The sequence below is a fragment of the Allobrachymonas sp. genome, from assembly GCF_041912815.1.
Lineage (GTDB): Bacteria > Pseudomonadota > Gammaproteobacteria > Burkholderiales > Burkholderiaceae_C > Brachymonas.
In genome coordinates, this window is the sequence record NZ_JAYRLV010000001.1 from 135,179 (window position 1) to 161,512 (window position 26,334).

22 protein-coding genes are annotated in these 26,334 nt (G+C 65.4%); 12 read left to right on the top strand and 10 right to left on the bottom strand.

Features of this window, described 5'->3' with window-relative positions; translation table 11 throughout:
• Positions 1-210: a hypothetical protein gene (locus tag ACE3P9_RS00620; RefSeq protein ID WP_374490920.1), complete on the bottom strand. Its 210-nt coding sequence runs from the start codon at positions 208-210 to the stop codon at positions 1-3.
• Between the two features lie 191 nt (positions 211-401).
• The gene (gene ppa, locus ACE3P9_RS00625; protein ID WP_374490922.1) at positions 402-932 is read right to left on the bottom strand and encodes an inorganic diphosphatase; all 531 of its coding nucleotides are present in this window, start codon (positions 930-932) and stop codon (positions 402-404) included.
• A 315-nt stretch (positions 933-1,247) separates the two neighbouring features.
• Between ppa and prfB the strand changes: the two genes are divergently transcribed.
• Together prfB and pepN are read left to right on the top strand one after the other, a co-directional pair.
• A protein-coding gene (gene prfB, locus ACE3P9_RS00630) for a peptide chain release factor 2 (RefSeq protein ID WP_374490924.1) occupies positions 1,248-2,370 on the top strand; the annotation gives its coding sequence in 2 pieces (ribosomal slippage) (positions 1,248-1,328 and positions 1,330-2,370; 1,122 coding nt in all).
• A 197-nt stretch (positions 2,371-2,567) separates the two neighbouring features.
• The gene (gene pepN / locus ACE3P9_RS00635) at positions 2,568-5,309 is read left to right on the top strand and encodes an aminopeptidase N (protein WP_374490926.1); all 2,742 of its coding nucleotides are present in this window, start codon (positions 2,568-2,570) and stop codon (positions 5,307-5,309) included.
• 189 nt (positions 5,310-5,498) lie between these two features.
• Here the strand turns inward: pepN and ACE3P9_RS00640 are convergent, their stop codons facing one another.
• Positions 5,499-5,981, bottom strand: a complete 483-nt coding sequence (locus tag ACE3P9_RS00640; protein ID WP_374490928.1) for an Lrp/AsnC family transcriptional regulator — start codon at positions 5,979-5,981, stop codon at positions 5,499-5,501.
• A 485-nt stretch (positions 5,982-6,466) separates the two neighbouring features.
• Here ACE3P9_RS00640 and ACE3P9_RS00645 point away from each other — a divergent pair, with 485 nt between their 5' ends.
• A complete protein-coding gene (locus ACE3P9_RS00645) occupies positions 6,467-7,492 on the top strand; it encodes a class 1 fructose-bisphosphatase (RefSeq protein ID WP_374490929.1) in 1,026 nt (341 codons plus the stop codon).
• A gap of 105 nt (positions 7,493-7,597) precedes the next feature.
• Here the strand turns inward: ACE3P9_RS00645 and ACE3P9_RS00650 are convergent, their stop codons facing one another.
• Genes ACE3P9_RS00650 through ACE3P9_RS00665 form a run of 4 tightly spaced genes read right to left on the bottom strand, consistent with a single transcriptional unit; the run spans position 7,598 to position 12,793 of the window.
• Positions 7,598-8,716, bottom strand: a complete 1,119-nt coding sequence (locus ACE3P9_RS00650) for an ABC transporter permease (protein ID WP_374490932.1) — start codon at positions 8,714-8,716, stop codon at positions 7,598-7,600.
• 5 nt (positions 8,717-8,721) lie between these two features.
• A complete protein-coding gene (locus ACE3P9_RS00655) occupies positions 8,722-9,894 on the bottom strand; it encodes an ABC transporter permease (protein WP_374490935.1) in 1,173 nt (390 codons plus the stop codon).
• Positions 9,891-11,744, bottom strand: a complete 1,854-nt coding sequence (locus ACE3P9_RS00660) for an ATP-binding cassette domain-containing protein (protein ID WP_374490937.1) — start codon at positions 11,742-11,744, stop codon at positions 9,891-9,893. The genes ACE3P9_RS00655 and ACE3P9_RS00660 overlap by 4 nt, the downstream gene beginning before the upstream one ends.
• Positions 11,741-12,793 (bottom strand): efflux RND transporter periplasmic adaptor subunit, encoded by a 1,053-nt coding sequence (locus tag ACE3P9_RS00665; RefSeq protein ID WP_374490939.1) that lies wholly within the window; start codon positions 12,791-12,793, stop codon positions 11,741-11,743. Before ACE3P9_RS00665 ends, ACE3P9_RS00660 begins: the two co-directional genes overlap by 4 nt.
• A 186-nt stretch (positions 12,794-12,979) precedes the next feature.
• Between ACE3P9_RS00665 and ACE3P9_RS00670 the strand changes: the two genes are divergently transcribed.
• Together ACE3P9_RS00670 and ACE3P9_RS00675 are read left to right on the top strand one after the other, a co-directional pair.
• Entirely contained in the window at positions 12,980-13,681 is a 702-nt protein-coding gene (locus ACE3P9_RS00670) for a TetR/AcrR family transcriptional regulator (RefSeq protein WP_374490941.1), read from the top strand.
• Positions 13,682-13,808: 127 nt separating this feature from the next.
• Positions 13,809-14,129 (top strand): c-type cytochrome, encoded by a 321-nt coding sequence (locus ACE3P9_RS00675; protein ID WP_374490942.1) that lies wholly within the window; start codon positions 13,809-13,811, stop codon positions 14,127-14,129.
• Positions 14,130-14,187: 58 nt separating this feature from the next.
• Here the strand turns inward: ACE3P9_RS00675 and ACE3P9_RS00680 are convergent, their stop codons facing one another.
• Positions 14,188-15,144 carry a histone deacetylase family protein gene (locus tag ACE3P9_RS00680; protein WP_374490946.1) on the bottom strand — a complete coding sequence of 319 codons (957 nt, stop codon included), beginning with the start codon at positions 15,142-15,144 and terminating at the stop codon, positions 14,188-14,190.
• 131 nt (positions 15,145-15,275) lie between these two features.
• Here ACE3P9_RS00680 and ACE3P9_RS00685 point away from each other — a divergent pair, with 131 nt between their 5' ends.
• The 3 genes from ACE3P9_RS00685 (at position 15,276) to ACE3P9_RS00695 (ending at position 19,499) form a co-directional block, all read left to right on the top strand.
• Positions 15,276-16,208, top strand: a complete 933-nt coding sequence (locus ACE3P9_RS00685; RefSeq protein WP_374490948.1) for an AAA family ATPase — start codon at positions 15,276-15,278, stop codon at positions 16,206-16,208.
• Positions 16,209-16,303: 95 nt separating this feature from the next.
• Positions 16,304-17,353 (top strand): DUF58 domain-containing protein, encoded by a 1,050-nt coding sequence (locus ACE3P9_RS00690; RefSeq protein ID WP_374490950.1) that lies wholly within the window; start codon positions 16,304-16,306, stop codon positions 17,351-17,353.
• Complete coding sequence (locus ACE3P9_RS00695) at positions 17,346-19,499, top strand: transglutaminaseTgpA domain-containing protein (protein ID WP_374490952.1); 2,154 nt, start codon at positions 17,346-17,348, stop codon at positions 19,497-19,499. The genes ACE3P9_RS00690 and ACE3P9_RS00695 overlap by 8 nt, the downstream gene beginning before the upstream one ends.
• 120 nt (positions 19,500-19,619) lie before the next feature.
• Here the strand turns inward: ACE3P9_RS00695 and acpA are convergent, their stop codons facing one another.
• Positions 19,620-21,317, bottom strand: coding sequence for an acid phosphatase (gene acpA / locus ACE3P9_RS00700; protein WP_374490954.1), 1,698 nt, complete (start codon positions 21,315-21,317; stop codon positions 19,620-19,622).
• Between the two features lie 275 nt (positions 21,318-21,592).
• Between acpA and ACE3P9_RS00705 the strand changes: the two genes are divergently transcribed.
• From ACE3P9_RS00705 to ACE3P9_RS00720, 4 genes are all read left to right on the top strand, one after another.
• The gene (locus tag ACE3P9_RS00705; RefSeq protein ID WP_374490956.1) at positions 21,593-22,147 is read left to right on the top strand and encodes a cytochrome-c peroxidase; all 555 of its coding nucleotides are present in this window, start codon (positions 21,593-21,595) and stop codon (positions 22,145-22,147) included.
• Positions 22,047-22,844 carry a cytochrome-c peroxidase gene (locus tag ACE3P9_RS00710; RefSeq protein WP_374490958.1) on the top strand — a complete coding sequence of 266 codons (798 nt, stop codon included), beginning with the start codon at positions 22,047-22,049 and terminating at the stop codon, positions 22,842-22,844. The genes ACE3P9_RS00705 and ACE3P9_RS00710 overlap by 101 nt, the downstream gene beginning before the upstream one ends.
• A gap of 99 nt (positions 22,845-22,943) precedes the next feature.
• Positions 22,944-24,074, top strand: coding sequence for a lytic murein transglycosylase B (gene mltB, locus ACE3P9_RS00715; protein ID WP_374490960.1), 1,131 nt, complete (start codon positions 22,944-22,946; stop codon positions 24,072-24,074).
• 190 nt (positions 24,075-24,264) lie between these two features.
• Positions 24,265-24,849: a YSC84-related protein gene (locus ACE3P9_RS00720; protein ID WP_374490963.1), complete on the top strand. Its 585-nt coding sequence runs from the start codon at positions 24,265-24,267 to the stop codon at positions 24,847-24,849.
• A 148-nt stretch (positions 24,850-24,997) separates the two neighbouring features.
• Here ACE3P9_RS00720 and ACE3P9_RS00725 read toward each other — a convergent pair whose 3' ends face one another.
• Positions 24,998-26,290 carry an O-acetylhomoserine aminocarboxypropyltransferase/cysteine synthase family protein gene (locus ACE3P9_RS00725; RefSeq protein ID WP_374490965.1) on the bottom strand — a complete coding sequence of 431 codons (1,293 nt, stop codon included), beginning with the start codon at positions 26,288-26,290 and terminating at the stop codon, positions 24,998-25,000.
• Positions 26,291-26,334: the final 44 nt, after the last annotated feature.

Sequence of the window (26,334 nt, forward strand, 5' to 3'; positions counted from 1 at the left end):
TCATTCGGACTGCTTGTCGAGCTCGCGTTGCTGGTTCTGCTGGGCGGCCTTGAGGGCCTGTTCCATCTGGCGCTGGGCATCCCGCACGTTCACGGCTCCCTGCGCCCCCGCCGCCACGCTGGAACTGGAGGCCGGCGCAGGCGCCACGGCCGTGAGCTGCTTGCGCACCATGCCCGCGATCAGGAGCACCACCACCAGCAACCCCACCATAGAAAAAATACTCCGCATCTTTCGTCTCCCCGTGCATTCCAGCGCACTGCCCCTCATTGTGCCGCGTCAGGCCCTGCCTGCCGGCCTTCCCGAAGAGGACAAAAGGCTGCGCACAAAAAACTCAAGGCACCGAAGTGCCTTGTCGTGCAGAGCGAGCCGGAGACTCAGTATCCCAGCCCGGAGGGGGCTGCTCAGCCCTTGTTGTAGTTGGCCACGCCGTCGGTGATTTCCTGAGCGGCAGCTTCCAGTCCTTCCCAGCCCAGCACCTTGACCCACTTGCCCTTTTCGAGATCCTTGTAGTGCTCGAAGAAGTGGCTGATGGTCTGCAGCGTCAGGGGGTTGAGGTCTTCGAGCTTGTTGATGTGGCTGTACTGCGGGCAGATCTTGGCGGTGGGCAGGGCCAGCACCTTGCCATCCACGCCGGCCTCGTCTTCCATCTTGAGGATGCCGAGCGCACGGCAGGGCACCACCACGCCGGGCTGCAGCGCGAAGGGAGTCATCACCAGCACGTCGACCGGATCACCGTCACCCGACAGGGTCTGGGGCACATAGCCGTAGTTCACGGGATAGTGCATGGCGGTGGTCATGAAGCGATCCACGAACACGGCGCCGGATTCCTTGTCCACTTCGTATTTCACGGGGGCGGCATTGGCGGGGATCTCAATGACGACGTTGAAGACTTCGGGCAGCTTGGAACCGGGGGTGACTTTGTCGAGTGACATGAATGCTCTCTTGGGTGAGGTAAGTGAATGAAAATCCGATGGAAAGACCGGAAAAACCGCCGCACGATTCTAGCCCATGCATGCTGACCCGGGTCTTGCGGGAGCGAAGCGTGCGACAATTCTGCCCACTCTCGGGAGCAGGCCAGGAGCATCTTCTGCCCCTGCGATCGCGTTCCCGACTGGGGGTTTCCCTGACCATCGCACCATCGCACCATCGCATCGTGGCCCCCCAGGCTGGGCGGTGCAGGGCCCCGCCCCTCCTCTCCCCTTTCTATTTATTTCAATCCTCTCTCATTCCAGCAAGGAACCATCAACATGGAAGCAGAACGCATCAACAGCATCGGCAACACCCTGGCGGACCTCAGCCGGAGGACCGATGACCTACGGGGGTATCTTTGACTACCCTGCCAAAGCAGAACGTCTGAGAACCGTCAACGCGGCCCTGGAAGATCCCGCCGTCTGGAACGACCCCAAGAAGGCACAGGAACTCGGCAAGGAAAAGAAGCAGCTCGATGACGTCGTCGTCGTGCTCGACACCCTGTCGCAGGAGCTGTCCGACAACACCGAACTGTTCGAGATGAGCAAGGAAGAAGGCGACGACGATGCCCTCGCGGCCATTGAGGCCGACACCCAGCCCATCCGCGAACGCATCGAGTCGCTGGAATTCCGCCGCATGTTCAACCAGCCGGCCGATCCCAACAACTGCTTCATCGACATCCAGGCCGGAGCCGGTGGCACCGAGGCGTGTGACTGGGCCAGCATGCTGCTGCGGCAGTATGTGAAATACGCCGAGCGCAAGGGCTTCGGGGTCGAGATCCAGGAAGAGACGCCCGGCGATGTGGCCGGCATCAAGAGCGCCAGCATCAAGATCGAGGGCGAATACGCCTATGGTCTGCTGCGCACCGAAACCGGCGTGCACCGGCTCGTGCGCAAGAGCCCGTTCGACTCCTCCGGCGGCCGCCACACCAGCTTCGCCAGCGTGTTTGTCTACCCGGAGATCGACGACTCCATTCACATCGAGATCAACCCGGCCGATGTGCGGGTCGACACCTACCGCGCTTCGGGCGCAGGCGGCCAGCACATCAACAAGACCGACTCGGCGGTGCGTCTCACGCACGTCCCCACCAATATCGTGGTGCAGTGCCAGGACAGCCGCAGCCAGCACTCGAACCGCGACGTGGCATGGCAGCGTCTGCGCGCCCGGCTGTACGACTACGAGATGCGCAAGCGCATGGAAGCCCAGCAGCAGCTCGAAGCCACCAAGAGCGACGTGGGCTGGGGCCACCAGATCCGCAGCTACGTGCTCGACAACAGCCGCATCAAGGACCTGCGCACCAACGTCGAGATCAGCAACACCCAGAAGGTGCTCGACGGGGATCTGGACGCCTTCATCGAAGCCTCGCTCAAGGCAGGCGTGGGCAGCGTGCGACCCCAGTAAGCGATACGGCCCGGCTGCGCCTGTGCTGCACAGGGCAGCCCGGGCAGTGCTATCGTTGGGAGCCGTCATGGACGCACATGGGCCCATGATGGCCGGCCTTCCAACCCGTCTCCCCGACCAGTGGGGGACATCCTGCCACTCCCCTTTCCGCGCCGCTCCTCCGGAGCCGCGCATGTCTGCATCGATTGGATCACACCATGTACCGTGAATCGCTTTCTCCCGCTCCCACCGTCTACCGCAAGGATTACCAGCCTCCGGCCTACTGGATCGACACGGTCGACCTGACCTTCGACCTGGATCCTGCCAAGACGCGCGTGCTCAACAAGATGACGCTGCGCCGCAATCCGGACGTGCCCGAGCAGCCCCTGCGCCTGGACGGGGAGGAACTCAACCTGGCCCGCGTGCTCGTCAACGGCGAAGGCACCTCCTTCAAGATGGAAGGCGACAAGCTTGTGCTGGAGAACCTGCCTGCCGGCCACGAACCGTTCTCGCTGGAAATCTTCACCACCTGCGCCCCCAGCAAGAACACCGAGCTCATGGGCCTGTTCATGAGCCAGGACTGCTTCTTCACCCAGTGCGAGGCAGAAGGTTTCCGTCGCATCACCTACTTCCTCGACCGCCCGGACGTCATGGCGGTCTACAAGGTCACTGTCCGTGCCGACCGCAAGCGCTACCCGGTGCTGCTGTCCAACGGCAACCTGCTCGAAGAAGGCCCGCTCGAAGACGGCCGCCACTATGCGGTGTGGCAGGACCCCTTCAAGAAGCCCAGCTACCTCTTTGCCCTCGTGGCAGGCCAGCTCGTCGCCCGCGAACAGCGCATCACCAGCCGTGCCGGCAAGGACCACCTGCTGCAGGTCTATGTGCGCGCCGGTGATCTGGACAAGACCGAGCACGCCATGCGCTCGCTCCAGCACGCCATTGCCTGGGACGAGGCCCGTTTTGGCCTGAGCCTTGACCTCGAACGCTTCATGATCGTGGCAGTGAGCGACTTCAATGCCGGGGCCATGGAAAACAAGGGCCTCAACATCTTCAACACCAAGTACGTGCTGGCCAAGCCTTCCACCGCCACCGATGGAGACTTCGACGCCATCGAAAGCGTGATCGGCCACGAGTACTTCCACAACTGGACAGGCGACCGCGTCACCTGCCGCGACTGGTTCCAGCTCAGCCTCAAGGAAGGCCTCACGGTTTTCCGCGACCAGCAGTTCAGCGAAGACATGGCCGGCACCGCCACGGCCCGAGCCGTGCGCCGCATCGCCATCGTGCGCGACCTGCGCAGCGACCAGTTCAGCGAGGATGCGGGCCCCATGGCCCATCCGGTGCGCCCCGACCAGTACCAGGAAATCTCCAATTTCTACACCAGTACCGTCTACGACAAGGGGGCTGAGGTCGTCCGCATGTACCAGACCCTCGTCGGAGTGGACGGCTTCCGTCGCGGAATGGACCTGTACTTCCAGCGCCATGACGGCCATGCCGTGACCTGCGACGACTTTGCGCAGGCCATTGCCGATGCCAATCCCGACAGCGCCCTCGCCCGGCATCTCGACGTTTTCAAGCGCTGGTACAGCCAGTCCGGCACTCCCGAGGTGGACGCTCAGGGCGTGTACGACGCCAGCGCGCGCACCTATACCCTCACGCTGACCCAGACCTGCCCCGCCACTCCCAACCAGCCCACCAAGGAACCCTTCCTGATCCCGGTGCGCATGGGACTCGTGGGAACCGACGGCCGCCCGGTGCCCCTGCATCTCGCTGGCGACACCTCCACCGCAGGCGATGCTGCCCCGCTGCTCGACACCGTGCTGGTGCTCTCCGAAGCCACGCAGACCTTCGTCTTCACGGACGTGGACAGTCGCCCCGTGCCTTCGCTGCTGCGCCAGTTCTCGGCTCCTGTGTGGCTGTCGGTCAACGAAACCGAGGACGATGACGAAGCAACCGATGCGCGCAACGTGGCAGACCGCCTGCACCTGCTCGCCCACGACTCCGACGCCTTCAACCGCTGGGAAGCTGCCCAGCGCCTCATGATGGATCAGGCCATCGAGGCAGTCGAGGCCGACGAAGCCCCCCGTGAAGTGCTCGATGCGGCCACCATCGAGGCCCTGCGCGGCGTGCTGCGCCACCCCGATCTCGACCCCGCCTTCAAGGAGCTGGTGCTGAGCCTGCCCGACGAGGACGAAATCGCCGAGGAGCTCGATGAAGTCGACCCGCAGAAGGTCAAGGCCGTGAGCGAAGCCATGTGGCAGCAGGTGTCGCATGCCCTGAACCGTGAATGGGAACAGGCCTGGGAAGACAACCGCTGCACCGGGGCCTATTCCCCAGACCCCATCAGCGTGGGACGTCGTGCCCTGGCCAATCTGGCCCTGACCTGTCTGTGCCGTGCTGCCCGCGACACCGGCAACCAGATCTGGCCGGGCAAGGCCCTTCAGCGCTTCAAGGACGCCAGCAACATGACGGACCGCATGGGCGCGCTGGAAGCCCTGCTCGAAGCACAGAGCCCGCTTGCGCAGTCTGCCCTCGATCGCTTCTACCAGATGTTCCGCGAGGAGGCGCTGGTCATCGACAAGTGGTTCAACCTGCAGGCAAGCCGCACCGACGTCGATGGCAGCGTGCTCGGCACGGTACGCCAGCTCATGCAGCACCGCGATTTCACCATGACCAACCCGAACCGCGTGCGCAACCTGCTGTCGGCGTTCTGCCACTACAACCCCGGTGCGTTCCACCGCAGGGATGCTGCCGGCTATGTGTTCTGGGCCGATCAGGTACTGGCACTCGATGCCATCAATACCCAGATGGCTGCCCGCCTGGCCCGTGCGCTCGACCACTGGAAGCGTCTGGCCGAACCCTACCGGAGCGCTGCCTGCGAGGCCATCCGGCGAGTGGCAGCCAAGCCGGACCTGAGCCCCGATGTACGCGAGGTCATCGGCCGCGCACTGGCCGACTGAAGACCCTGCGAGACTTCGCACGTTCCGGAACCTGACCGATCAGGCTCCGGACACCACAAGGGCGCCCTCCGGGGCGCCCTTGTGCATGGGAAACGGCATGAAGCGGCATGCATTGCCGCAGGGACAAGGATACGGCGGGGCATTCGGGCTGCAGACTCGGCCCCGTTCCATTCCGCCCCTGGATTCAGTTCACAGCGGCAGAGCCGTGGTGTCCTTTACCCAGTCCATGACGAAGCTGGTGGCACAGTCCTGCGCGCTCGGATGCTTGAGCAGCTTTTGCAGCATGAAGCGGGAATAGTCCCCCATGTCGCCCACTACCACCCGCAGCAGATAGTCCATCTCACCCGTCAGGGAAGCACACTGGGTGACCTCGGGCCAGTTCTGCACATCCACCCTGAAGCGCTCCATGGGATCGGGTCCCGGTGCGATTCCCGGACGCTGGATGCGCACATGCACATAGGCAGTCAGCCCCAGCCCCACGTGATCCTGCTCGATCAATGCAACATAGGCGCCGATGACGCCGGATTCCTCCAGCTTGCGGACCCGGCGCAAGGCAGACGAAGGCGAAAGTTGTACTTTTTCTGCGAGCTGGTCATAGGTCATGCGCCCGTCGAGCTGCAATGCCTGAAGAATCTTGCGATCCAGTTCATCAAGAATGATTCCCTTGTTCATGGATTTAATTATGCATATTTAATGCACGAAAATTAAAAAACTGGAGAATCCTGCTGGTCGGTGTGAAGAAGTACCTTGTCTTTCGCAGCATATGGAACCACAAAACCTGCACTTCATGGTGGCAACCTACCGTATTTGATTAATACTTTAGATTAATTTCAAATGCTGCAAAAGTTCGCTCTTCTTTGTGAGCCCGCACGCAGGTATGCCCCTCATTCCAGCGCAAGCCACCGCATTCAAAAGGCTCATGCGTCACCGCTCACACTGGTGCTCCCGTACTAAACGAGATAGCGCACAACTATGTTACAAAAAATGAACGCATATTCACAACGATCGCACAAAGATGCATCTCTGCAGGTCATCTGGCTGACAATTCGTCCGTCGCTTGCCCGCTCTGCAGGTGTCTGTCTCCTTCCTGCCACGAACAAGCGGGAAATCTATAATCGGATGCATCCATAGACTTTGAGCTTCAAGCCACATCCATCATGTCCTCTTCTGTCAGCCTTACCCACTATCTTGTCGACCAGCAGCGCCTGCATGGCGCCATTCCCGGGGATCTGCGCCTGTTGCTGGAAGTGGTGGCCCGCGCCTGCAAGCGCATCAGCAATGCCGTGAACAAGGGAGCGCTGGGAGGCGTGCTGGGTTCTGCCGGCAGCGAGAACGTGCAGGGCGAGGTGCAGAAGAAGCTCGACATCATCGCCAACGAGGTGCTGATCGAAGCCAACGAATGGGGCGGGCACCTGGCAGCCATGGCCAGCGAGGAGATGGACACCATCTATGTGGTGCCTTCCTGCTATCCCCAGGGGGAATACCTGCTGATGTTCGACCCGCTCGACGGCTCCAGCAACATCGATGTCAATGTCAGCATCGGCACGATCTTCAGTGTCTTCAAGAAGCCGGCCAGCCAGGAAACCGTGAGCGAGCAGGATTTTCTGCAGCCGGGCAGCCAGCAGGTTGCCGCAGGTTACTGTGTGTATGGCCCGCAGACCACGCTGGTGCTCACGGTAGGCAATGGCGTGGCCATGTTCACGCTCGACCGGGATCTCGGCAGCTTCGTGCTCACGCAGGACAACGTGCAGATTCCGGCCGACACCAGGGAATTCTCTATCAACATGAGCAACATGCGCCACTGGGCCCCGCCCGTGAAGCGCTACATCGACGAATGCCTGCAGGGCTCCGAAGGTCCGCGCGGCAAGGATTTCAACATGCGCTGGATCGCCAGCATGGTGGCCGACGTGCATCGCATCCTGACCCGAGGCGGCATCTTCATGTACCCGTGGGACAAGCGCGATCCCCAGAAACCCGGCAAGCTGCGCCTGCTCTACGAAGCCAATCCCATGAGCTGGCTGGTCGAGCAGGCCGGCGGCATGGCCACCACCGGACAGGGCCGCATTCTGGATGTGCAGCCCCATGCCCTGCATGAGCGTGTGAGCGTGATTCTGGGCAGCCGCAACGAGGTGGAGCGCGTGCAGCGCTACCACGAGGAAGAGGCGCAGTCGGCCAAGGCCTGACCGCCCTCACCGCCCCGCCTTCGGCCCCGGAATGCTGCCATGCGTTCCGGGGCCATGTGTTTGGGGGCCTGTCTTTCCTGTGCCCCGGAAAGCGCAGGCCAGGGCTCAGGTCATGCGGTGGCGAAACAGCCAGGCTGCCACGGGCAGACTGCCGGCTGAAATGAGCAGCAGAGGCCAGATGTCTTCCCCTACCTCCCAGGTGCTGGCCCCTTCCAGATAGACCCGGCGCACGAGATCGATGGCATAGCGCACCGGATTGACGGACGTGATCCAGCGCATGGCCTCGGGCATGTTGCTCACGGGGGTCGTAAGGCCGGAGAGCATGATCATGGGCATGATGAACACAAAGGCATAGAGCATGGCCTGCTGCATGTTGGCCGAGAACGCCGAAATGGCCAGCCCAATGCCCACGCTGGCCAGCGTGAACAGGAACAGCCCCAGGTACAGCGTACCGACCCCGCCCGCCATGGGCACCCGGAACCACCAGCGTGCCACCAGCAGCACGAGTGTGGCCTGCACCACGCCGACCAGAATGGGGGGAATGGCCTTGCCGATCATGATCTGTGCGGGAGTGAGCGGCGTGACGAGCAGCTGGTCGAAGGTGCCCTGCTCGCGCTCGCGCGCCACAGACAGGGCCGTGAGCAGCAGCGTCTGCAGAATGCTCAGGGAAGCGATGAGGCTGGGCATGAACTGCCAGCGCGTGTCGAGCTGGGGATTGAACCACGCCCGGCTCTCGATGCGCAGGGGAATGCTCCCACCGCCGTGCTCGGCACGCCAGCGGGCATTGAAGTCCTGCGCCACGGTCTGCACATAGCTGCTTGCAATGGCTGCGGTATTGCTGTTGCGGCCATCGAGCACGAGCTGCAGGGGCACTGTCCGCCCTGCCTGGAGATCGGCATCGAACCGGGGGCCGAAATGCACCACGGCCATGGCACGCCCGTCCATGATGGCACCGTCTATGCCACTGGCATTGGGCAGGGTCTCCACGCGCTGGAAGGTGCCAGAGCCTTCGAGCCGCGCAATGAAGTCAGCCGCAGCGGCCCCGCGGCTTTCGTCGAGCAGGGCGTAGCTCACATGGGGGATGTCGAAGGTGGCCACATACCCGAAGAGCAGCGACTGCACGATCACCGGCACGGCCAGCACGACGCGGCTCTTGGGGTCCTTGAGGATGGCCAGCAGTTCCTTGCGGCACAGATAGAGAACGGACAGCAGCCAGATCCGCATGGATATCACCCTTCGAGCCGCTTGCGGGTACGCCGCAGGGCAATGAGCAGAAAGAACACGGCGTAGGCCGTCAGCACGGCCGCATCGCGCAGGATAAGGGGCCAGGGCGTCCCGGCCAGGAAGAGATTCTTGAGCAGCTCCACATAGTAGGTCGCCGGCAGCAGGTGCCCGACCACCTGCACCGGGGTCGGCACGCTGTGCAGGTCAAACAGGAACCCCGAGAGCAGCAACGCAGGCAGGAAGCTGAGGATGAGGGATATCTGGCTCGCCAGGAACTGGCTGCGGGTGACAGCCGAGATGACGAGGCCCATGCCCAGCGACACCAGCAGGTACAGCATGGAAACCCCGATGAGCACCGCGAGCGAGCCTTCGAGCGGCACGCCGAACAGCCACCGCGCCGCAGCCAGGCAGAGAAACAGTCCGATCATGCCCACTCCGAAGTACGGAATGATCTTGCCCAGCAGGATCTCGACAGGATGCACAGGAGTGACGAAGAGGGATTCGAGCGTGCCGCGTTCCCACTCGCGTGCCATGACCAGCGAGGTCAGAAAGGCCCCCACGATGGTCATGATGATGACGACCAGCCCCGGCACCAGATACCAGGTGCTGCTGTTGGCCGCGTTGAACCAGACGCGGGGCTCGATGCCGACCTGCCCCGTGCCGGCAAGGCCACTGCCGACTCCTGCGCTGCCCTGCCGGTCGAGTGCCACCTGCGCGGACTGTCCCAGTGCGGCCTGAAGGTAGAGCATGACGAGCCGGGCGCGGTTGGCCTCGACCCCGTTGACGATGACCTGCACACTGGCCTGCCCCTGCACCAGATCGGCATCCAGCGCGGCAGGCAGCTGCACGATGGCATCGACCGTCCGGTCACGCAGGAGCGTTTCGGCCTGGGCCTGGCTGCGCACGAGCACCGGTTGCAGCGTGCCGCTGCCACGCAGGCCGGCCATCAGCCCCTGGGCTTCGGCGGAATCATGGGGCATGACCACGGCGACGGGGGCATGGCGCACATCCATCGACAGCCCATAGCCGAAGAGCAGGATCAGCACAATGGGCAGCGCCATGCCCACGGCGAGGTTGCCCGGATCGCGCAGCAGCTGGTGCAGTTCCTTGCGCACCAGTGCCATGATCCGGCGCAGGGAGCCTGACCCGGCCAGGGTGCAAAAAGCGAATCGGCTCATGTCGGACTCTCCCCTGATGCCGCGGATGCCCCTGATGGATGAGGAATGGCGTGACGGCGCTCGTCTTCGACAATGGCGATGAAGGCCTCGTCCATGGTGTCCACTCTGGCACCTTCCTGCGCGGCCCGGGCCCGCACCTCGGCGGGGGTGCCAAGTGCCAGCATCCGGCCGGCATCCTGGATCAGAATGCGGTCGCAGTACTCGGCCTCTTCCATGAAATGGGTGGTCACCACCACCGTGGTGCCTGCGGCGGCCAGCGTGGTGATGCGACGCCAGAAGTCGCGCCGCGCGAGCGGATCGGCCCCACTCGTGGGCTCGTCGAGAAACAGGATCTCGGGCCGGTGCAGCAGCGCAGCCGCCATGGCCATGCGCTGTCTGTATCCACCGGGAAGCCGGGCCGTGGGCGTGTGGTCATGCTCCCGCAGCCCAAAGGTGGTGAGCAGCTCCTCGATGCGCGCCTGCAGGGGGTGGCCAAACAGGCGATAGGCACCGCCGAAAAAGGTGAGGTTTTCGCGCACGGTGAGGTCGCCATACAGCGAGAACTTCTGCGCCACATAGCCGATGCGCCTGCGGGCCTCCGCACGGGCCGTGCGCAGGTCGACGCCCGCCACCCGCAAGGTGCCCGATGTGGCGGGCAGAAGCCCGCACAGCATGCGGAAGGTCGTGGTCTTGCCGGCACCGTTCGGGCCCAGCAGACCGAAGATTTCCCCCCTGCGCACCTGGAACGTGGTGTGGTCCACGGCTACGAAGTCTCCGAAGGCACGCACCAGATCGCGAACCTCGATGACGGGAGCCTCCTCCTGCACAGTCCGGGCCGTCGCAGGCGACGCTGCCTGGACATGGGCTGTCGGTACGGCATCAGACGCAGGGCCCGAAGCAGCGGCCACGTTCTGCCGACGCTTCTGCCAGAGCAGAAACATGAAGGCATCTTCCAGCCGTTCGGGCACAGGACGTCCGACCTCCTGGGAGGGCAGGCTCACGTTCCGGCCCAGCACCCAGCGCACGGCCCCGCCCTGGGGCACGGCATCCACGGTACGCGGATCGTCCATGAGGCGTGCCTGCAGCATGCGGGGTGGCTCTGCCGGAGCGGGCTCGCGCATCCGCACCTGAACCTCCGCCTCTGCCCGCAGGTCAGCCGGCCGGCCCTGGGCCAGCACGCATCCTTCGTGCAGCACCACGACCTGATCGCAGCGCTCGGCTTCGTCGAGATAGGAGGTGCTGACGATCACGCTCATGCGCTCGTGCTCCAGGAGGCGCTGGACGATTTCCCACAGTTCGCGGCGCGAGAGCGGATCGACACCCACCGTGGGTTCATCGAGGAGGAGGAGATCGGGGGCGCGCACCAGCGTGCAGGCCAACCCGAGCTTCTGTTTCATCCCGCCGCTGAGCTGCCCTGCCAGGCGAGCGGTGAAGCGGGTCAGGTCGGTCATGTGCAGCAGCCGCGTATAGCGCTCCCGGCGTTCTGCAGCCGGCACGCCATGGAGATCGGCATAGAGATCGAGGTTTTCCTGCACCGTCAGGTCTTCATAGAGGCCAAAGCGCTGGGGCATGTAACTGATGCGGCTCTGCAGGGCTGCAGACTGGGTGCGCGGGTCGAGCCCCAGCACGGCGAGCTCGCCCGTACCGGGCAGCATCAGGCCCGCCATGAGTCGCAGCAGCGTGGTCTTGCCAGCGCCATCAGGGCCGACCACGGCGGTGAGGGCTCCTTCGGCCACCTGCAGGGAGACGTTGTGCAGGGCATGCACCACGGGAACGCCCTTGCGGGAGGTGCCGAAGTCGATGCCGAGCCCCCGTGCCTGCACGGCCCAGCGCTTCTCTTGCGGCGCCCCCTCGCCCGTGGGGGTACTCATGACGCGTGGCCGGTTCCCGTCCCGGCGGCAGAGCCCGAGGAAGGAGCGGCGCCCAGCGGGATCGTCACTGTGGCCGGCATGCCCAGCCGCAGCCGATCCTGGGGATCCTGTGCCTGCACCCGCACCTCATAGACGAGCGAGCTGCGCAGCTCCTCGGTCTGCACGGTCTTGGGCGTGAATTCGGCCACCGACGAGATGTAGCCCACCGTGCCATCGAGCGGATGCCCGGGCGCGCTGTCGATGCGGATGCGAGCCGCCATGCCCGGTCGAATGCGGCCCAATGCGGACTCCGGCACGTACACGCGCACCCATTTCCCGTCGGTCAGCGCCAGAGCGTAGACCGGCTTCTGGGGATTAGTGAGGTCTCCAGGCTCCTGGAGCCGGCTGCGAAGAGTGCCGTCGAGCGGTGCGACCAGCTGTGCATCGGCCAGATTGCGCTGCAGCAGTGCCAGCTGGGCCTGTCCGGCATTGCGCTGGGCCGTGGCTTCGGCCACATCCTCGCGCCGCGCCCCGGCATGCAGCAGTGCGCTGGCCTCGCGCAGGGCATCGAGCCGGGACTGTGCCACGTCGCGGTTGGCGCGCGCATTGTCGAGTTCCGTGGCGCTCACCGCCTCCCCCGCACTGACGCCGGAGGCCCCCTCCAGCCGCGCAAGCTGGATGCGGGCCAGCCGGAGCTGGGCCTCGGCTCCGCGCACATTGGCATCGGCCTGCCGGATCTCCTGCGGCCGGGCCCCGGTGCGCAGCCGGCGGAGCTGCTCGTCCCGGGCGCCGAGCTGGGCCCGGGCCTGGACCACCTGCAGGCTCAGGGTAGAGGTATCGAGCTCGCCGAGCAGCTGGCCCTTGCGGACGTGATCTCCCTCGCGTCCCAGCAGCCGCGCGATGCGCCCGGTGGCATTGAAGCCGAGCGACACCTGTCGCATGTCCACGTTGCCCTGCAGCGTGAGCTCCCCGGCTTCGCGCTGCTGCAGCCGGTGACGCTGGTAGAGCCCGCCTCCCACGGCCGCACAGACGGCCAGGGCAACTGCTGCAATGGTGATTTTCTTGTTCATGACAGACCCGACATTCGTGGACTCCCTCCACCTGGCATGCATGGCAAGGATGCGCCCTGCTGCTGCGCAGTGTAGCGCCGATCCGCCCATAGTTCAAATAGTGATTTGAACTGTATGATGCGCATGTGGACTTGCCCCTTGCGGTGCAGGGCCCTGTTCCTTCCGTTTCCAGTCTGCGGAGTCGCCATGCCCCAGTCCTCCCCCTCTTCTCCAGCCCCGGTTTCGGGACGCCATGGGCGCAGCGATGGCATGGTCACGCGCCAGCACCTCATGGACGTGGCGGGGCTGCTCATTGCCGAGCGCGGCTTCGATGCCACTACCAGCAAACAGATCTGCGAGGCAGCCGGGGTCAACATGGCCAGCATCAACTACCACTTCGGCAGTCGGGAAGCCCTGTATGCCGAACTGCTGGTGCAGGCGCACCGACACTGGATCGGGCTGGATCTGCTGCGCGCCATTGCCGAGACGCCGGGTGATGCCCGCTCCCGGCTGTGCCGTGCCATCGACGCTTTCGTGCAGGCCTCGTGCCGGGAGCATGGCTGGCATCTGCCGCTGCTCATGCGTGCGCTCATCATGCCCTCGCCGCTGCTCGATCCGCTGATCGAACAGGAGATCCTGCCCAAGCGCACCATCATGTGGCGGCTCATTGCCGAAGCGGCCGGCCTGCCCGAATCGGACCCGCGCGTGCCCGCGTGCCTGCTGAGCATCATGGGCCCCATCCTGATGCTCTTCCTGATCCATCGCCAGACCATGCGCCGCGTGATCCGGGACTTTCAGGGCGAGGAAGCAGCGCTCTCGGCCCATTTTCGGCACTGGGCACTGGCAGGGCTGGATGCGCTGCAGCACGCCCCCGCTGCTGCAGGGCCTGACACAGGAGTTTCCGCCTGACGTGCACAGGGCAGCCCAGAAGGGACCCTGAATTTCCTACAATCGGGGCCCGAAGCCCTGCGCACAGGGTGCCATCGCCGGTCGCGCCGCGTCCCGTTTCTGCCCCTGAGTAAGTCCGTTGTTGCCCATGACCAGAATTTTTCCCGCCCTCCTCCTGGCCAGCCTGTCGGCACTGCTGCTGTCTCCTGCCCGGGCGGCCGACGAGATGGCCCTGGCTGCCAGCCGCAACTGTCTGGCATGCCACAAGACGAGCGACCGTGTGATCGGCCCCTCGTTCCATTCGATCGCCGAGAAATACCGCCATCATCCCGAGGTCACGCGCATGCTGACCGACCGCGTGCTGCATGGCGGATCAGGGAACTTCGGCATCGTGCCCATGCCTCCGAGCCCCCAGGTCACACCGGCCGAAGCCCGGCGTCTGGTGGACTGGATCCTGCAGATGCGTTGATGCATTGAGCGCTGTGGAGCGGGGCAGGCCGCGCCCTGCCCCACGCACCCGCCGTGTGCTACAGATCGGCAAGCACGCGCACATGGGCTTCCACGCTGCGCGCCAGGGATTCGAGGTTGTAGCCGCCTTCCAGACAGCTCACGATGCGTCCCTGGCAGTGGCGCCAGGCCACTTCCTTGATGCGCTGGGTGATCCACTGGTAATCGGACTCGGTGAGACCGAGCTGCCCCATGTCGTCTTCGCGGTGGGCGTCGAAGCCCGCACTGATGAAGATCAGCTCGGGCCGGAAGGCGTCGAGCCTCGGTATCCACGCCTGCTCGACCAGCTCCCGGATGTCCATGCCCTTGGTGTAGGCCGGCACCGGCATGTTGAGCAGGTTGTCCGCCTGCCGCATGGGCCAGTCCTCGGGGTAGAAGGGGTGCTGGTAGAAGCTGACCATGAGGATGCGCTCGTCGCCGGCCACGATGTCCTCGGTGCCGTTGCCATGGTGCACGTCGAAGTCGATGATGGCCACGCGTTCGAGCCGGTGCCGCGCCACGGCGTACTTGGCCGCAATGGCCACATTGTTGAAGAAGCAGAACCCCATGGCCTTGTCGCCGCACGCATGGTGGCCCGGCGGGCGGATGCAGCAGAAGGCATTTTCCAGCTCGCCGGCCAGCACGGCATCGGTGGCCTGCACGGCCGCACCTGCCGACAGCAGTGCCGCACGATAGGTGTGGCTATTCATGGAGGTGTCGGTATCGAGCGAGAAGTGCTGTGGTTCGCCGGCGGCCACGTCGTCCTCGTGCAGCCAGTCGCTCATGCCCCGGATGGAGGCAATGTGCAGCCGACGGTGGGCGAGCTTGATCTCGGCCAGATTGGCGGGCTGGGGTTCGCGGCGATCGAGCACATCGGATACGCCCGTCATGAGCAGACGATCCTCGATGGCATCGATGCGCTCGGGACACTCGGGGTGTCCTGCGCCCATGTCGTGCAACTTGCAGTCGCGGTGAATGTAATAGCCCGTGGCCGCCATGTGTGTCTCCTGTGTCTGTGCCGCGCCCCTGCCTGCGGTGGCCTGCCATGGAAGACCGGGCAGTGGGACTGCACCGGTCCGGCATGGCCCCTCGGGGGGCGTCGGTCTGTTATTTTCCGGATAATCCCCTCATGTCCTTACAGCCAGCCAACACCTCGATTCTTTCCGCGCTGCTCGCGCAACTCGACCGGATCATTCTGGGCAAGCAGGAGGTGCTGCGCCACTGCATCACCTGCCTGCTCGCGGGGGGACACCTGCTGCTGGAGGATGTTCCCGGCGTGGGCAAGACGACGCTGGCACAGGCCCTGTCGGCGAGTCTGGGACTGCGCTTTTCCCGCGTGCAGTTCACGGCCGACCTGATGCCCAGCGACCTGACGGGCGTCTCGGTATACGAGCGCAGCAAGGAACAGTTCGTGTTCCATCCCGGCCCCGTGTTTTCCCAGGTGCTGCTGGCCGACGAGATCAACCGGGCGAGTCCCAAGGCCCAGAGTGCGCTGCTCGAAGCCATGGAGGAACGGCAGGTGAGCGTGGAAGGCACCACCTACCGGCTGCCTGCCCCATTCTTTGTGATCGCCACCCAGAACCCCCTCGAACAGCAGGGCACACATCCGCTGCCTGAGTCGCAGCTCGACCGCTTTCTGATGCGGCTCAGCCTGGGCTATCCCGACCGGCAGGCCGAACATGCCCTGCTGGCCGGCTCCTCCCGCCGCGATGCACTGCGCAATCTGCAGCCCGTGCTCGATCCGGCCGGACTGGCCCAGCTGCAGCAGGCCGTGCAGGCGGTGCACGTCTCGGACGCCCTGATCGACTATCTCCAGAACCTGCTCGATGCCACCCGCGACGGCCGCTGGTTCGAGCAGGGACTTTCTCCCCGCGCCGGACTGGCGATTCTGCAGGCAGCCAAGGCGCGCGCGCTGCTGTCCGGCCGGGACTATGTCGCACCGGACGACGTGCAGGTCATTCTGCCGCACACGGCGGCACACCGGCTGGTGCCTGTGTCCACGGCGGGCCGGGGCGCGGTGGAGCAGATCCACGCCCTGCTGCGCAGCGTGCCCCTGCAGTGAACACACCCGCCCCCGCACCACACTCCCCTGCAGGTCGCCCACGGGCACGCGGCCTTCTGCACCGCCGCCCCTGGATGCGATGGTTCTGGGCACGCATGCCAGCTAGCGACCAGCACCGCATGGGCCAGCGCAATCTCTACATCCTGCCCACAGGGGCTGGCTGGCTGCTGGGCGCCACCCTGCTTGCCCTGCTGGTGGGCTCCATCAACTACCAGCTCAACCTGGGATATCTGCTCACCTTTCTGGTGGCAGGGTGTGCGGTGGTGAGCGTGCCCATGTCCCACCGCACCCTGCTGGGGCTGGAGCTGCATCTGCGCGCTCCCCGACCCACCTTTGCCGGGCAGGCCGCGCCGCTGTCCATCGGGCTGCACAATCCCGACACCCGCTGGCGCCGGGGGCTGGGACTGATGCTGCTCGATGCCGAGCTGGTTCCCGTGGCTTCCTCCGAAGAAGCCGTGTGGACCGACTGTCCTCCGGACGCACAGCATACGGTGGAGCTGGCCTGGACGGTTCCTTCCCGGGGCTGGCACACGGTGCCCCCCATCCGCATCGAAACACGCTTTCCGCTGGGCATCTTCCGGGTGTGGAGCCTGTGGCGCCCGGCGGCCGAAGTGCTGTGCTATCCCGCGCCCGAAGCCCATGCTCCCGCCAGCCCTGCAGGCGCGCCCGGCCCCCGCGATGACGCCTCGCACGCCATGTGCTCCGCCCCCTCCAGCGATGACCTGCCCGACGAAGTGCGCCCCTACCGCCGGGGTGACACCCTGCGCCAAATCGTCTGGAAGAAAGCGGCCCGCACGGGCGAACTGGTCAGCCGGCATCGCAGTGCACCCCCACCTGCCGGTACGCAATGGCTGCGCTGGAGCGATGCCGCCCCCGAGCGTGGCACCGAGCCGACGCTCGAACGGCTGTGCGCCTGGGTCCTGGCTGCGGATGCGGCGGGACTGCCTTACGGCCTGATGCTGCCTTCGCGGCACGGAGACAGCACCTGGGTCGCACCAGCCATCGGCGCCGCGCATCGCATGCGCTGCCTGCAGGCCCTGGCGGAGTTCGGCCTGCCTCCACACGCCGGCACCACGACAGCCGAAGCCCCATCCACCTCCAGTGCATACGGCCGTCCAGTCTCATCGGAGTCCCGCCATGACTGACTCCCCACAAGCGGCACGTGCCACCACGGTCCCTTCACGGGGGCTTCGACGGCTGTTTTCCCTGTCTGCGGGATGGCCACGCGAAAGCCGGGACACCCTGTTCCTGCTCGGCATCACGGCCTGGATCGTGCTGCTCCAGGCTCCCCACATTCCGCTCTGGGCATCCGCCCTGGCAGGAGGGCTGCTGACCTGGCGCGCAGCAATGACGTGGCAGCATCAGCCGCTGCCCGGCATGCCCGTGCGCGTGGCACTGCTCGTGGCCTGCGTGGGAGGCACGGCGCTGCACTTTCATACCATTGCCGGACGCGATGCCGGCAGCACGCTGATCGTGCTGCTGCTGGTGCTCAAGACCTTCGAGCTTCGCGCCCGGCGCGACGCCTTCGTGATCTTCTTTCTCGGCTTCTTTACGCTGCTGAGCCACTTCTTCTATTCGCAGTCGCTGGCCACGGCAACAGGCATTCTGATCGGCGTGATCGCGCTGCTGGCCGGGCTGGTCAACGCCCAGCTCCGGGCCGGCTACCCACCGCTGCGCCAGTCCTTCGGCATTGCCCTGCGCATGGCCGCCTGGGGCACGCCGCTGATGCTGGTGCTGTTTGTGCTCTTCCCACGCTTTGCGCCACTGTGGGGCATGCCTTCCAACGACATGGCGCGCACGGGCCTGTCGGGCGACATGCGGCTGGGCAACATTGCCCGGCTGGTGGAAGATGACAGCGTGGCCTTCCGGGTGCGTTTCGAGGGAGAGCCTCCTCCACAGCCTTTTCTGTACTTCAGGGGGCCGGTGATGGAGCGCTTCGACGGCCATGAGTGGCACGCGCTGCAGGAGCCCTTCCCCTTCCGTGGCCCTCCCGCCACCGCAGCGGGACTGGTGGCCGCCTCCCCCGCCTCCGTGCGCTACGAGATACTGCTGCAGCCCCACCAGAAGCAGTGGCTGCTGCTGCTCGATGCCACCGTGGAGCCCCCCCAGCTCCCGGCCGGCTGGAGCAGCCGTCAGATGCCGGCTTACGAATGGATCACCAACCGCCCCGTCACCGACGTGCTGCGCTACCGCGCCACCAGCGCCCTGCACTACGTGGCCGGTGCCGACACCTCTGCGCAGCAGCTGCGCACAGATCTCTATTCTCCTGCCGCAGCCAATCCACGCACACGGGCACTGGCCCAGTCGCTCAGGGCCGATCTCCGACTCGCACAGGCCGGCCCCGACGCCCTGGTCGCAGCCGTGATGGAGCGGCTGCGCACGGGCGGCTACACCTACACGCTCGAACCCGGCCCCACGGGCACGGATCCGGCGGACACTTTCTGGTTCGACAGCAAGCAGGGCTTCTGCGAACACATCGCCAACGCCTTCGTGGTGCTGATGCGCGACCTGGGCATTCCCGCGCGCGTGGTCACCGGCTATCAGGGGGGCGAACGCAACCCGGTGGATGGCCTCTGGACCGTCCGCCAGCGCGACGCCCATGCCTGGGCCGAGGTCTGGCTCCCCCGCCGCGGCTGGGTACGCATCGACCCCACTTCCGCCGTGTCGCCCGGGCGCACCGGCAGTCTGGCTCGCCTGGAACCTCGCCCCGGAGCCCTGGGATCCATGGTCGAGCGGCTGGACCCGGGGTTCGCACCCCGCATCGCCCGCAGCCTGCGCAACCTGTGGGACGCAGCCAACACCCGCTGGAACAGCTGGATCATCAACTACACCCAGGACCGGCAGTTCGATCTGCTGCGGCAGCTCGGCTTTGGGCAGGTGAACTGGACTACCCTGGTGCAGGTTCTGGCCGGACTGCTGATCGCCCTGGCGCTGGCAGGCAGCCTCTGGAGCCTGCTGGAGCACCGCACCACCGATCCCTGGCTGCGTCTGCTTGCCCGCGCACGCCAGCGCTTCGCCCAATGGGGGCTTCCTGCAACGCTCAACCAGCCCGCCTCGACCCCGGGGCAGCTGCGCAGCTGGGTGCTGGCCACCTTTGCAGCCACTCCCGCGCGCAAGGCCTGGATCGACTGGCTCACGGCACTCGAGACCTGGCGCTACGCAGCTCGCGGCGCGTCCCCCGCCGAACTGACACTGCTGCGCAGACGCGCCCGGCAGTTGCCCTCGTTGGGGCGCCCCCGCCCTGCAGCCCCGCCCGCCACGCAGAAAACCGCCCCGAAAGGCGATCGATAAGCCCCGCTTCCCAGACAGCGGGGCAGGAAGGCATGGAGAGTGGAGAGAAAGAGCCGGAAAATTCCTCCTCTTTCCCGGCTCCATCCCGCCCTGCGCCTGCACGGACGCAGGGCGCAGAACTCAGCGCAGGTTCAGGGCCTGCGTGAGATCGCCCATGGGGCGCTCCCCGTGCGCGCGCAGAGCCTCATCACGCGTGCGCAGCCCCTGCAGGGTATCGAGCCCAAAGGTGCGCGTGATGAGCCGGAGCACTGAAGCGGTGTCGTACTGGGTATGGTCCACCGTGCCCTTCTTGGCCAGAGGCGAGATGATGAGGGCCGGAATGCGGGTACCCGGACCGATCAGATCCCCCTTGGGAGGAGCCACATGGTCCCACGAGCCGCCGAACTCGTCATAGGTCACCACGATCACCATGTCCTTCCACTGCGGGCTCTGCTGCAGGGCTCGCACCACCTCGACGATGCGGGCATCCCCATCCTGCAGATTGGCATAGCCGGGATGCTGGTTGTAGAGGCCCTCGGGCTTGTAGAACGCCACGGCAGGCAGCTGGCCGCTGCGGGCATCGCGCAGCAGGTCGGCACCATCCTGCAGATGCTGCGCACGGTAATCGGCCCGGGAGGCCGGATCAAACGCTGCATAGTAGTTGAAGGGCTGATGGTGCGGCTGGAAATCCACTGCGGAACGGTCGGCCACGCCATGGGCATCGCCCGCATAGATCACGGTGCGCTTGTCGCCTGCGGGCTTCTGCCCGTCCTCCTGGGCTGCATCCCAGGCGCCTGCATACCACTTCCAGCTCACTTGCCTGCGGTCGAGCAGGTCGGCAATGGTGGTCGCGGTCTGCGCGGGCAGTGTGGTGGCCCGTTCTGGATCGGCCAGTCGGCTGTCTCCACCCGTGACCGGTGGATTGCCACTGGGCTGGAAGGGAGGCTGCATGGTGTTGACGGCGTGGAACTTGCCCGCTTCCAGGTAGCCCTTGGGGGTCAGGTTGCCGCTTTTCACAAAGGCAGGCTTGCCGTCCATGGCAGAACGGGGGCTGGTGGCCTCGGTGCTCAGGCGGGGCAGATAGTGCCCCTGGGCGTCACGGTCGAGCACGGCAATCGAGGGCTTGGCTGCCGCCGTGTCGGCCTGCGGATACTCCGGCGCACAGGCGCATACCAGATACTGGTGATTGAGGAACGATCCGCCGAAGGCCGCCGCAAAGAAGTTGTCGGCCAGCACGTATTCCCGTGCCAGCTGGTAGAGGGGCGACTTGCTGTAATCGAAATACCCCATCACCAGCCCCCCCGAATCTCCCCAGGCCACGAACTGGTCGTTCGCACCGCCATGGATCTGCATCTGGTTTTCGAAGAACCGGTGGTACATGTCCCGGGTCACCGTGCGGCTGTCGAGCGTCACCCCGGCCGAGGTGCGGAATGCAGTGGCCACGTCAAAGGGGGCATTCGGCAGCCCCATGCTCTGTGCCTGGGTCACGGTCCGGTCCTGTCCGGGCATGGTCACGCCGCCCCAGGTAGGGGGAAGTGCAGACAGCACGGTGCCGTCGCGGTCCTGCTGACGCGGAAACGACTTGAGCCGCCCCTGGCGGTCGTACAGGCCATTGGCTCCCGGAAAATTTCCGTACAGATTGTCGAACGACCGGTTTTCCGCATAGATCACCACCACGTGCTTCACCTTCTCGCGCAGGGCCTGCGTGGTGGCGCTGTCCGGTGCCGCTGCTGCGGAGTCCGCTCCGGGGGCCACAGTACCGCATGCTCCCAGCATCAGGCAGGCGGCAGTCACCGCTCCCCATGCCATGGACCGGGTACCAAAAACCTTGTGTGTCATGTGCCGCATGGCGCTTGCTCCATCAAGTGGTTCGAGATGGGGCCGGATTGTGGGGTATCGATGTGTCAAATGGGTGAACATCTGTATCCATGGGCCCCGGCCCATTCCCTGTTTTCACCAGCGTGTCAAAAGCCTGCGCTATACCGTGGTCTCGCCTTGCGGCTCCCTGCCTCTGACGCGTCTTTCCTGCCGTGCTTTTTCCATTTCCACTTCCGTTTTTCCCGCTCCCATTCCTCTCCAGACGCGCGCTGCGCACCCGGACCTGCCCGTCGGGTATGTCGCTCCTCGTTCTGGTGGGGATACTCCTTGCGCTCATAGGCACTGCCCCCGGCACAGGCAGGGCGCAGACTCCTGCCGGCTTCTACGCCACCCGCTACGACCGCACTCCCAGCGTGCGTGAACTCGGCCTGCTCGGCCAGGCCCTGTTCACGGACCGCACCCTCTCGGCCTCGGGCCGCATGGCCTGCAGCACCTGTCATGATCCCTCCCATGGCATGACACCTGCCAATGCCCTTGCAGTCCAGCCGGGCGGCCTCCGTCTCGCAGACTGGGGCACACGGGCAGTGCCCACGCTGAAATACCTGCAGAGCACCCCTGCCTTCTCTGCCCATGCCACGGAATCGGACGGCAACGACAGCGAGGACCAGGGCCCGGCTGGCGGCTATGGCTGGGATGGCCGCTTTGCCCACCCGCACGACCAGGTCGTCGCCCCCCTGCTCCCCCCTGGAAATGGCCAACCACAGCGTGCCGGAAGTCCTCGCCCGGCTGCGACGCTCACCCCATGCCGCGCGCATGCAGGCCACGTTCGGCCCCGCCGTGCTCCAGCCTGACCACGCCCTGCAGGCATGGAACGGCATGCGCCTCGCACTGGAGGTGTACCAGCAGGACCCCGCCACCTTTGCCCCCTACACCAGCAAGTACGACGCCTTTCTGCGCGGACAGGTCGCACTGGCACCGGCCGAACGCCGGGGCCTCGCCCTGTTCAATGCCCCAAATCGCGGCAACTGCGCCCGCTGCCACATCGACAGCATCCGTGCCGGGGGCTTTCCTGCCTTTACCGACTTCGGCTTCGTCGCGCTCGGCGTGCCGCGCAACCCGGACATTCCGGCCAACCGCGATCCGGCACATGTCGACCTTGGCCTCTGTGGCCCGGAGCGCACCGACCTGGCCGGCAACGCCTCTGCCTGCGGTCTCTTCAAGACCCCCACCCTGCGCAACGTGGCCCTCAAGCGCCGCTACTTCCACAACGGCCTCATGTCCCGCCTGGAGGACGTCGTGCGCTTCTACGCCCAGCGCGACACCCATCCGGAACGCTACTACTCCCGCAATGCCCAGGGGCAGGTGCAGCTCTACAACGACCTGCCCACGCGCTACCACGCCAACATCGACCAGCAGCCCCCCTTCGGACGCCATCCGGGCCAACCCGACGCCCTCACCGCCAGCGAAATCCGCGATGTGGTCGCCTTCCTGCACACGCTTACCGACGGTTACGTTCCTGTTGCACATCGGGCGCCTGGGCATGCGTAGCCCCCTGACGCTCCTGGAGGCAGCCGTTACACTGTGACGCATCGTTTCATTCCGGCAGGACTTTCCCTGCCGGTGCCACCGCTTGCTGCCCCATCTGCCATGTCCGCTTCGCTGCCCCATTCTCCCGACCATCCCGACCGCACCCGTCTGCGCCTGCTGGGTGCCCTGGCCACAGGTGCCGGACTGGGTCTGGCCGGCTGTGCCACTTCCCAGAAACCCGTCCAGCCCCCCTATGTGCCCCCGCAGCGCACCCCCCACGACCTGGGTCTGCGCGGCAGCTACGGCCAGCGTGAGGACGTGATGCAGCAAGTGCCCGGCATGGCACGACAGCTCGGACTGCCGGAAGAATACGTGCGCGTGGCCGTCGGCAACGCCGACTTCATTCCCAGCGTCCAGCGCCTCATCCTCCCGGCCGGCCGTGGCGTGCGCCGCAACTGGCGGGTGTACCGCAGCCGCTTCGTCGAGCCCATCCGCATCCGCGCCGGCGTGGCGTTCTGGCAGCAGAATGCCGACACCCTGCGCCAGGCCGAAAGCCGCTACGGCGTCCCCGCCAAGTACGTGGTGGGCATCCTGGGCGTCGAGACCATCTTCGGACGCAACATGGGCAACATCCGCGTCATCGATGCCCTCTCCACCCTGAGCTTCGACTTTCCGCCTTCCCATCCGCGTGCAGCCGAGCGCCATGCCTTCTTCCGCAACGAGCTCGAACAGTACCTGCGGCTCACCTGGAAGAACCACGACGACCCCCTCGAACTGCGCGGCAGCTATGCCGGAGCCATGGGCATGCCCCAGTTCATGCCATCGAGCTGGGCGAAGTACGCCGTCGACTTCGACCATCGTGGGCACATCGACCTCTTCCACAGCCCTGCCGATGCGATCGGCTCGGTCGCGCACTACTTCCAGCAATACGGCTGGGTGAGCGGCATGCCACCGGAATTCGAAGTCACTTTCGAGCCGCAGGGCCTGCACCTCGACACCCTGCTCGCCCCGGACATCGTGCCCTCCTTCACCCCTGCCGCCATGGCGGCACTCGGCGCCACTCCCCGCGACGTACCCGCCGATTTCCACGGCCAGCTGGCACTGATCGAGCTGGAGAACGGCTCTGATGCGCCAAGCTACTACGCCGGCACCCAGAACTTCTACGTCATTACCCGCTACAACAACAGCAGCTACTACGCCCAGTCCGTCATCGATCTGGGCAATGCGGTCGAAAAAGCCATGCGGGGCTGAGTCCCTCACCCCGTCACACGCACCGTTCCACCCGACACCAGTGCTTACGCAAGTTCTCGGAGCGGGACACACGGTTTGCACTTGCTTACGCATGCAGGGCCAGAGACTGCTAAGGTAGTTCCCGGTTCCTGCAACATCCGCTGCACAGCGGATGCTCCAGGCGTCCCATCCCTACAAGAAGGAGCATTCCATGCGTCAGATTTCCGTTCGCACCCTGGGCATCACGGCCCTGATCGCCGCCACGGGCCTCGCCATGAGCGCCTGCACCACCACCGGCCCCAACGCACAGGCCAGCGCTCCCAGCGCACGTGCCTCCATCGATTCGCAGGTCGATGCCACGCTCTCCAAGCTCTACCACCAGGTGCCCGGCTCCCATGAGCTGGTGGCGCGTGCCAAGGGGGTGCTGGTATTCCCGTCCGTGGTCGGCGGCTCGCTGATCGTGGGTGCAGAACACGGCAAGGGGGCCCTGCGTGTGGATGGAGCCACCGCTGGCTACTACAGCCTGACGGGCGCATCCATCGGGCTGCAGGCAGGTGCACAGTCGCAGGCCGTGGTGTATGTGTTCCTCACGCAGGACGCCCTGGACAAGTTCCGCGCCAGCAACGGCTGGACCGCCGGAGTCGATGCCAATGTGGCCGTGGCCACGCTGGGCGCGAATGGCTCTCTGGACACCCAGACGCTCGAAAAGCCGGTCATCAGCTTCGTGCTCAACAATGTGGGTCTGGCCGCTGGTGCTTCGGTGCAGGGTGCCAAGATCACCCGCACGGCGCCCTGATCGACGCCCTGCACACTCCCGCTCGGCATCTTCCCGGCCTCCATCCGGGAAGACTGCATGCACAAAGGGGAACCCACTCGGGTTCCCCTTTTGCGTTGTGCGACATGTGCGGGAACGAGGTGCTCCCGCACATCTCCCGGCTGAATGCTCAGGCCTGTGCCAGTGCCTGATCGAGATCGGCCATCAGATCGTCGCGGTGCTCGATGCCCACCGACAGACGGATCATGTCCTCGGTCACCCCTGCCTTGGCCAGCTCCTCGGGAGAGAGCTGGCGATGGGTGGTACTGGCCGGATGGGTGGCCAGCGTCTTGGCATCCCCGATGTTGACCAGGCGCAGAATGAGCTGCAGCGCATCCTGGAAGCGCGCGCCCGCCTCGCGACCGCCCTTGACGCCGAAGTTGAGCAGGCCGGACGCCTTGCCCCCCATGTATTTCTGCACCAGCCCGTAGTCGGCATGGTCAGGCAGACCGGGGTAGTTGACCCAGCTCACCTTGGGATGCTGCTGCAGGAAGCGGGCGATGTCGACCGCGTTTTCGCAGATGCGATCCATGCGCAGCGCCAGCGTCTCGAGCCCCTGCAGAATCAGGAAGGCATTGAACGGGCTGAGGGCTGCTCCCATGTTGCGCAGCGGTACCGTGCGGGCCCGCCCGATGAAGGCAGCCGGGCCCAGCGCTTCGGTATAGACCACGCCGTGATAGCTCACTTCGGGCTCGTTGAGACGACGGAAGCGTGTCTTGTGCTCTGCCCACGGGAAGCGGCCACTGTCCACGATGATGCCCCCCAGCGTGGTGCCATGCCCCCCGATGTACTTGGTGAGCGAATGCACCACGATGTCGGCCCCATGCTCGAACGGCCGGCACAGGTACGGGCTGGGCACCGTGTTGTCGACGATGAGAGGTACCCCATGGGCATGCGCAATCGCCGAGAGGCGCTCGAAGTCCGTCACGTTGCCCAGCGGGTTGCCTACCGATTCGCAGTAGATGGCCTTGGTGCGATCGTCGATCAGCGCCGCAAAGCTGTCGGGATCACGATAGTCGGCGAACCGGGTCGTGATGCCGTATTGCGGGAAGGTGTGCCCGAACAGGTTGTAGGTTCCGCCATAGAGCGTGCTCGCCGAGACGATGTTGTCGCCCGCTTCGGCCAGGGTCAGCACGGCTCCCGTGATGGCTGCCAACCCCGAAGCCATGGCCAGTGCCCCAATGCCGCCCTCCAGTGCAGCCACCCGCTTTTCCAGCACTTCCTGGGTCGGATTCATGATCCGCGTGTAGATGTTGCCCGGCACCTTGAGATCGAACAGATCCGCACCATGCTGCGTGTTGTCGAAGGTGTAGGACGTGGTCTGGTAGATCGGCACGGCAGCCGAGCGGGTGGTAGGGTCCGACGAGTAGCCGGCGTGCAGCGCAAGGGTTTCGGGCTTGTATTGCGTAGGGTCGATAGCCATGAAGAAGTGCTCCGAAATTGAAATCGGCGTCTAGTGTCGCACAC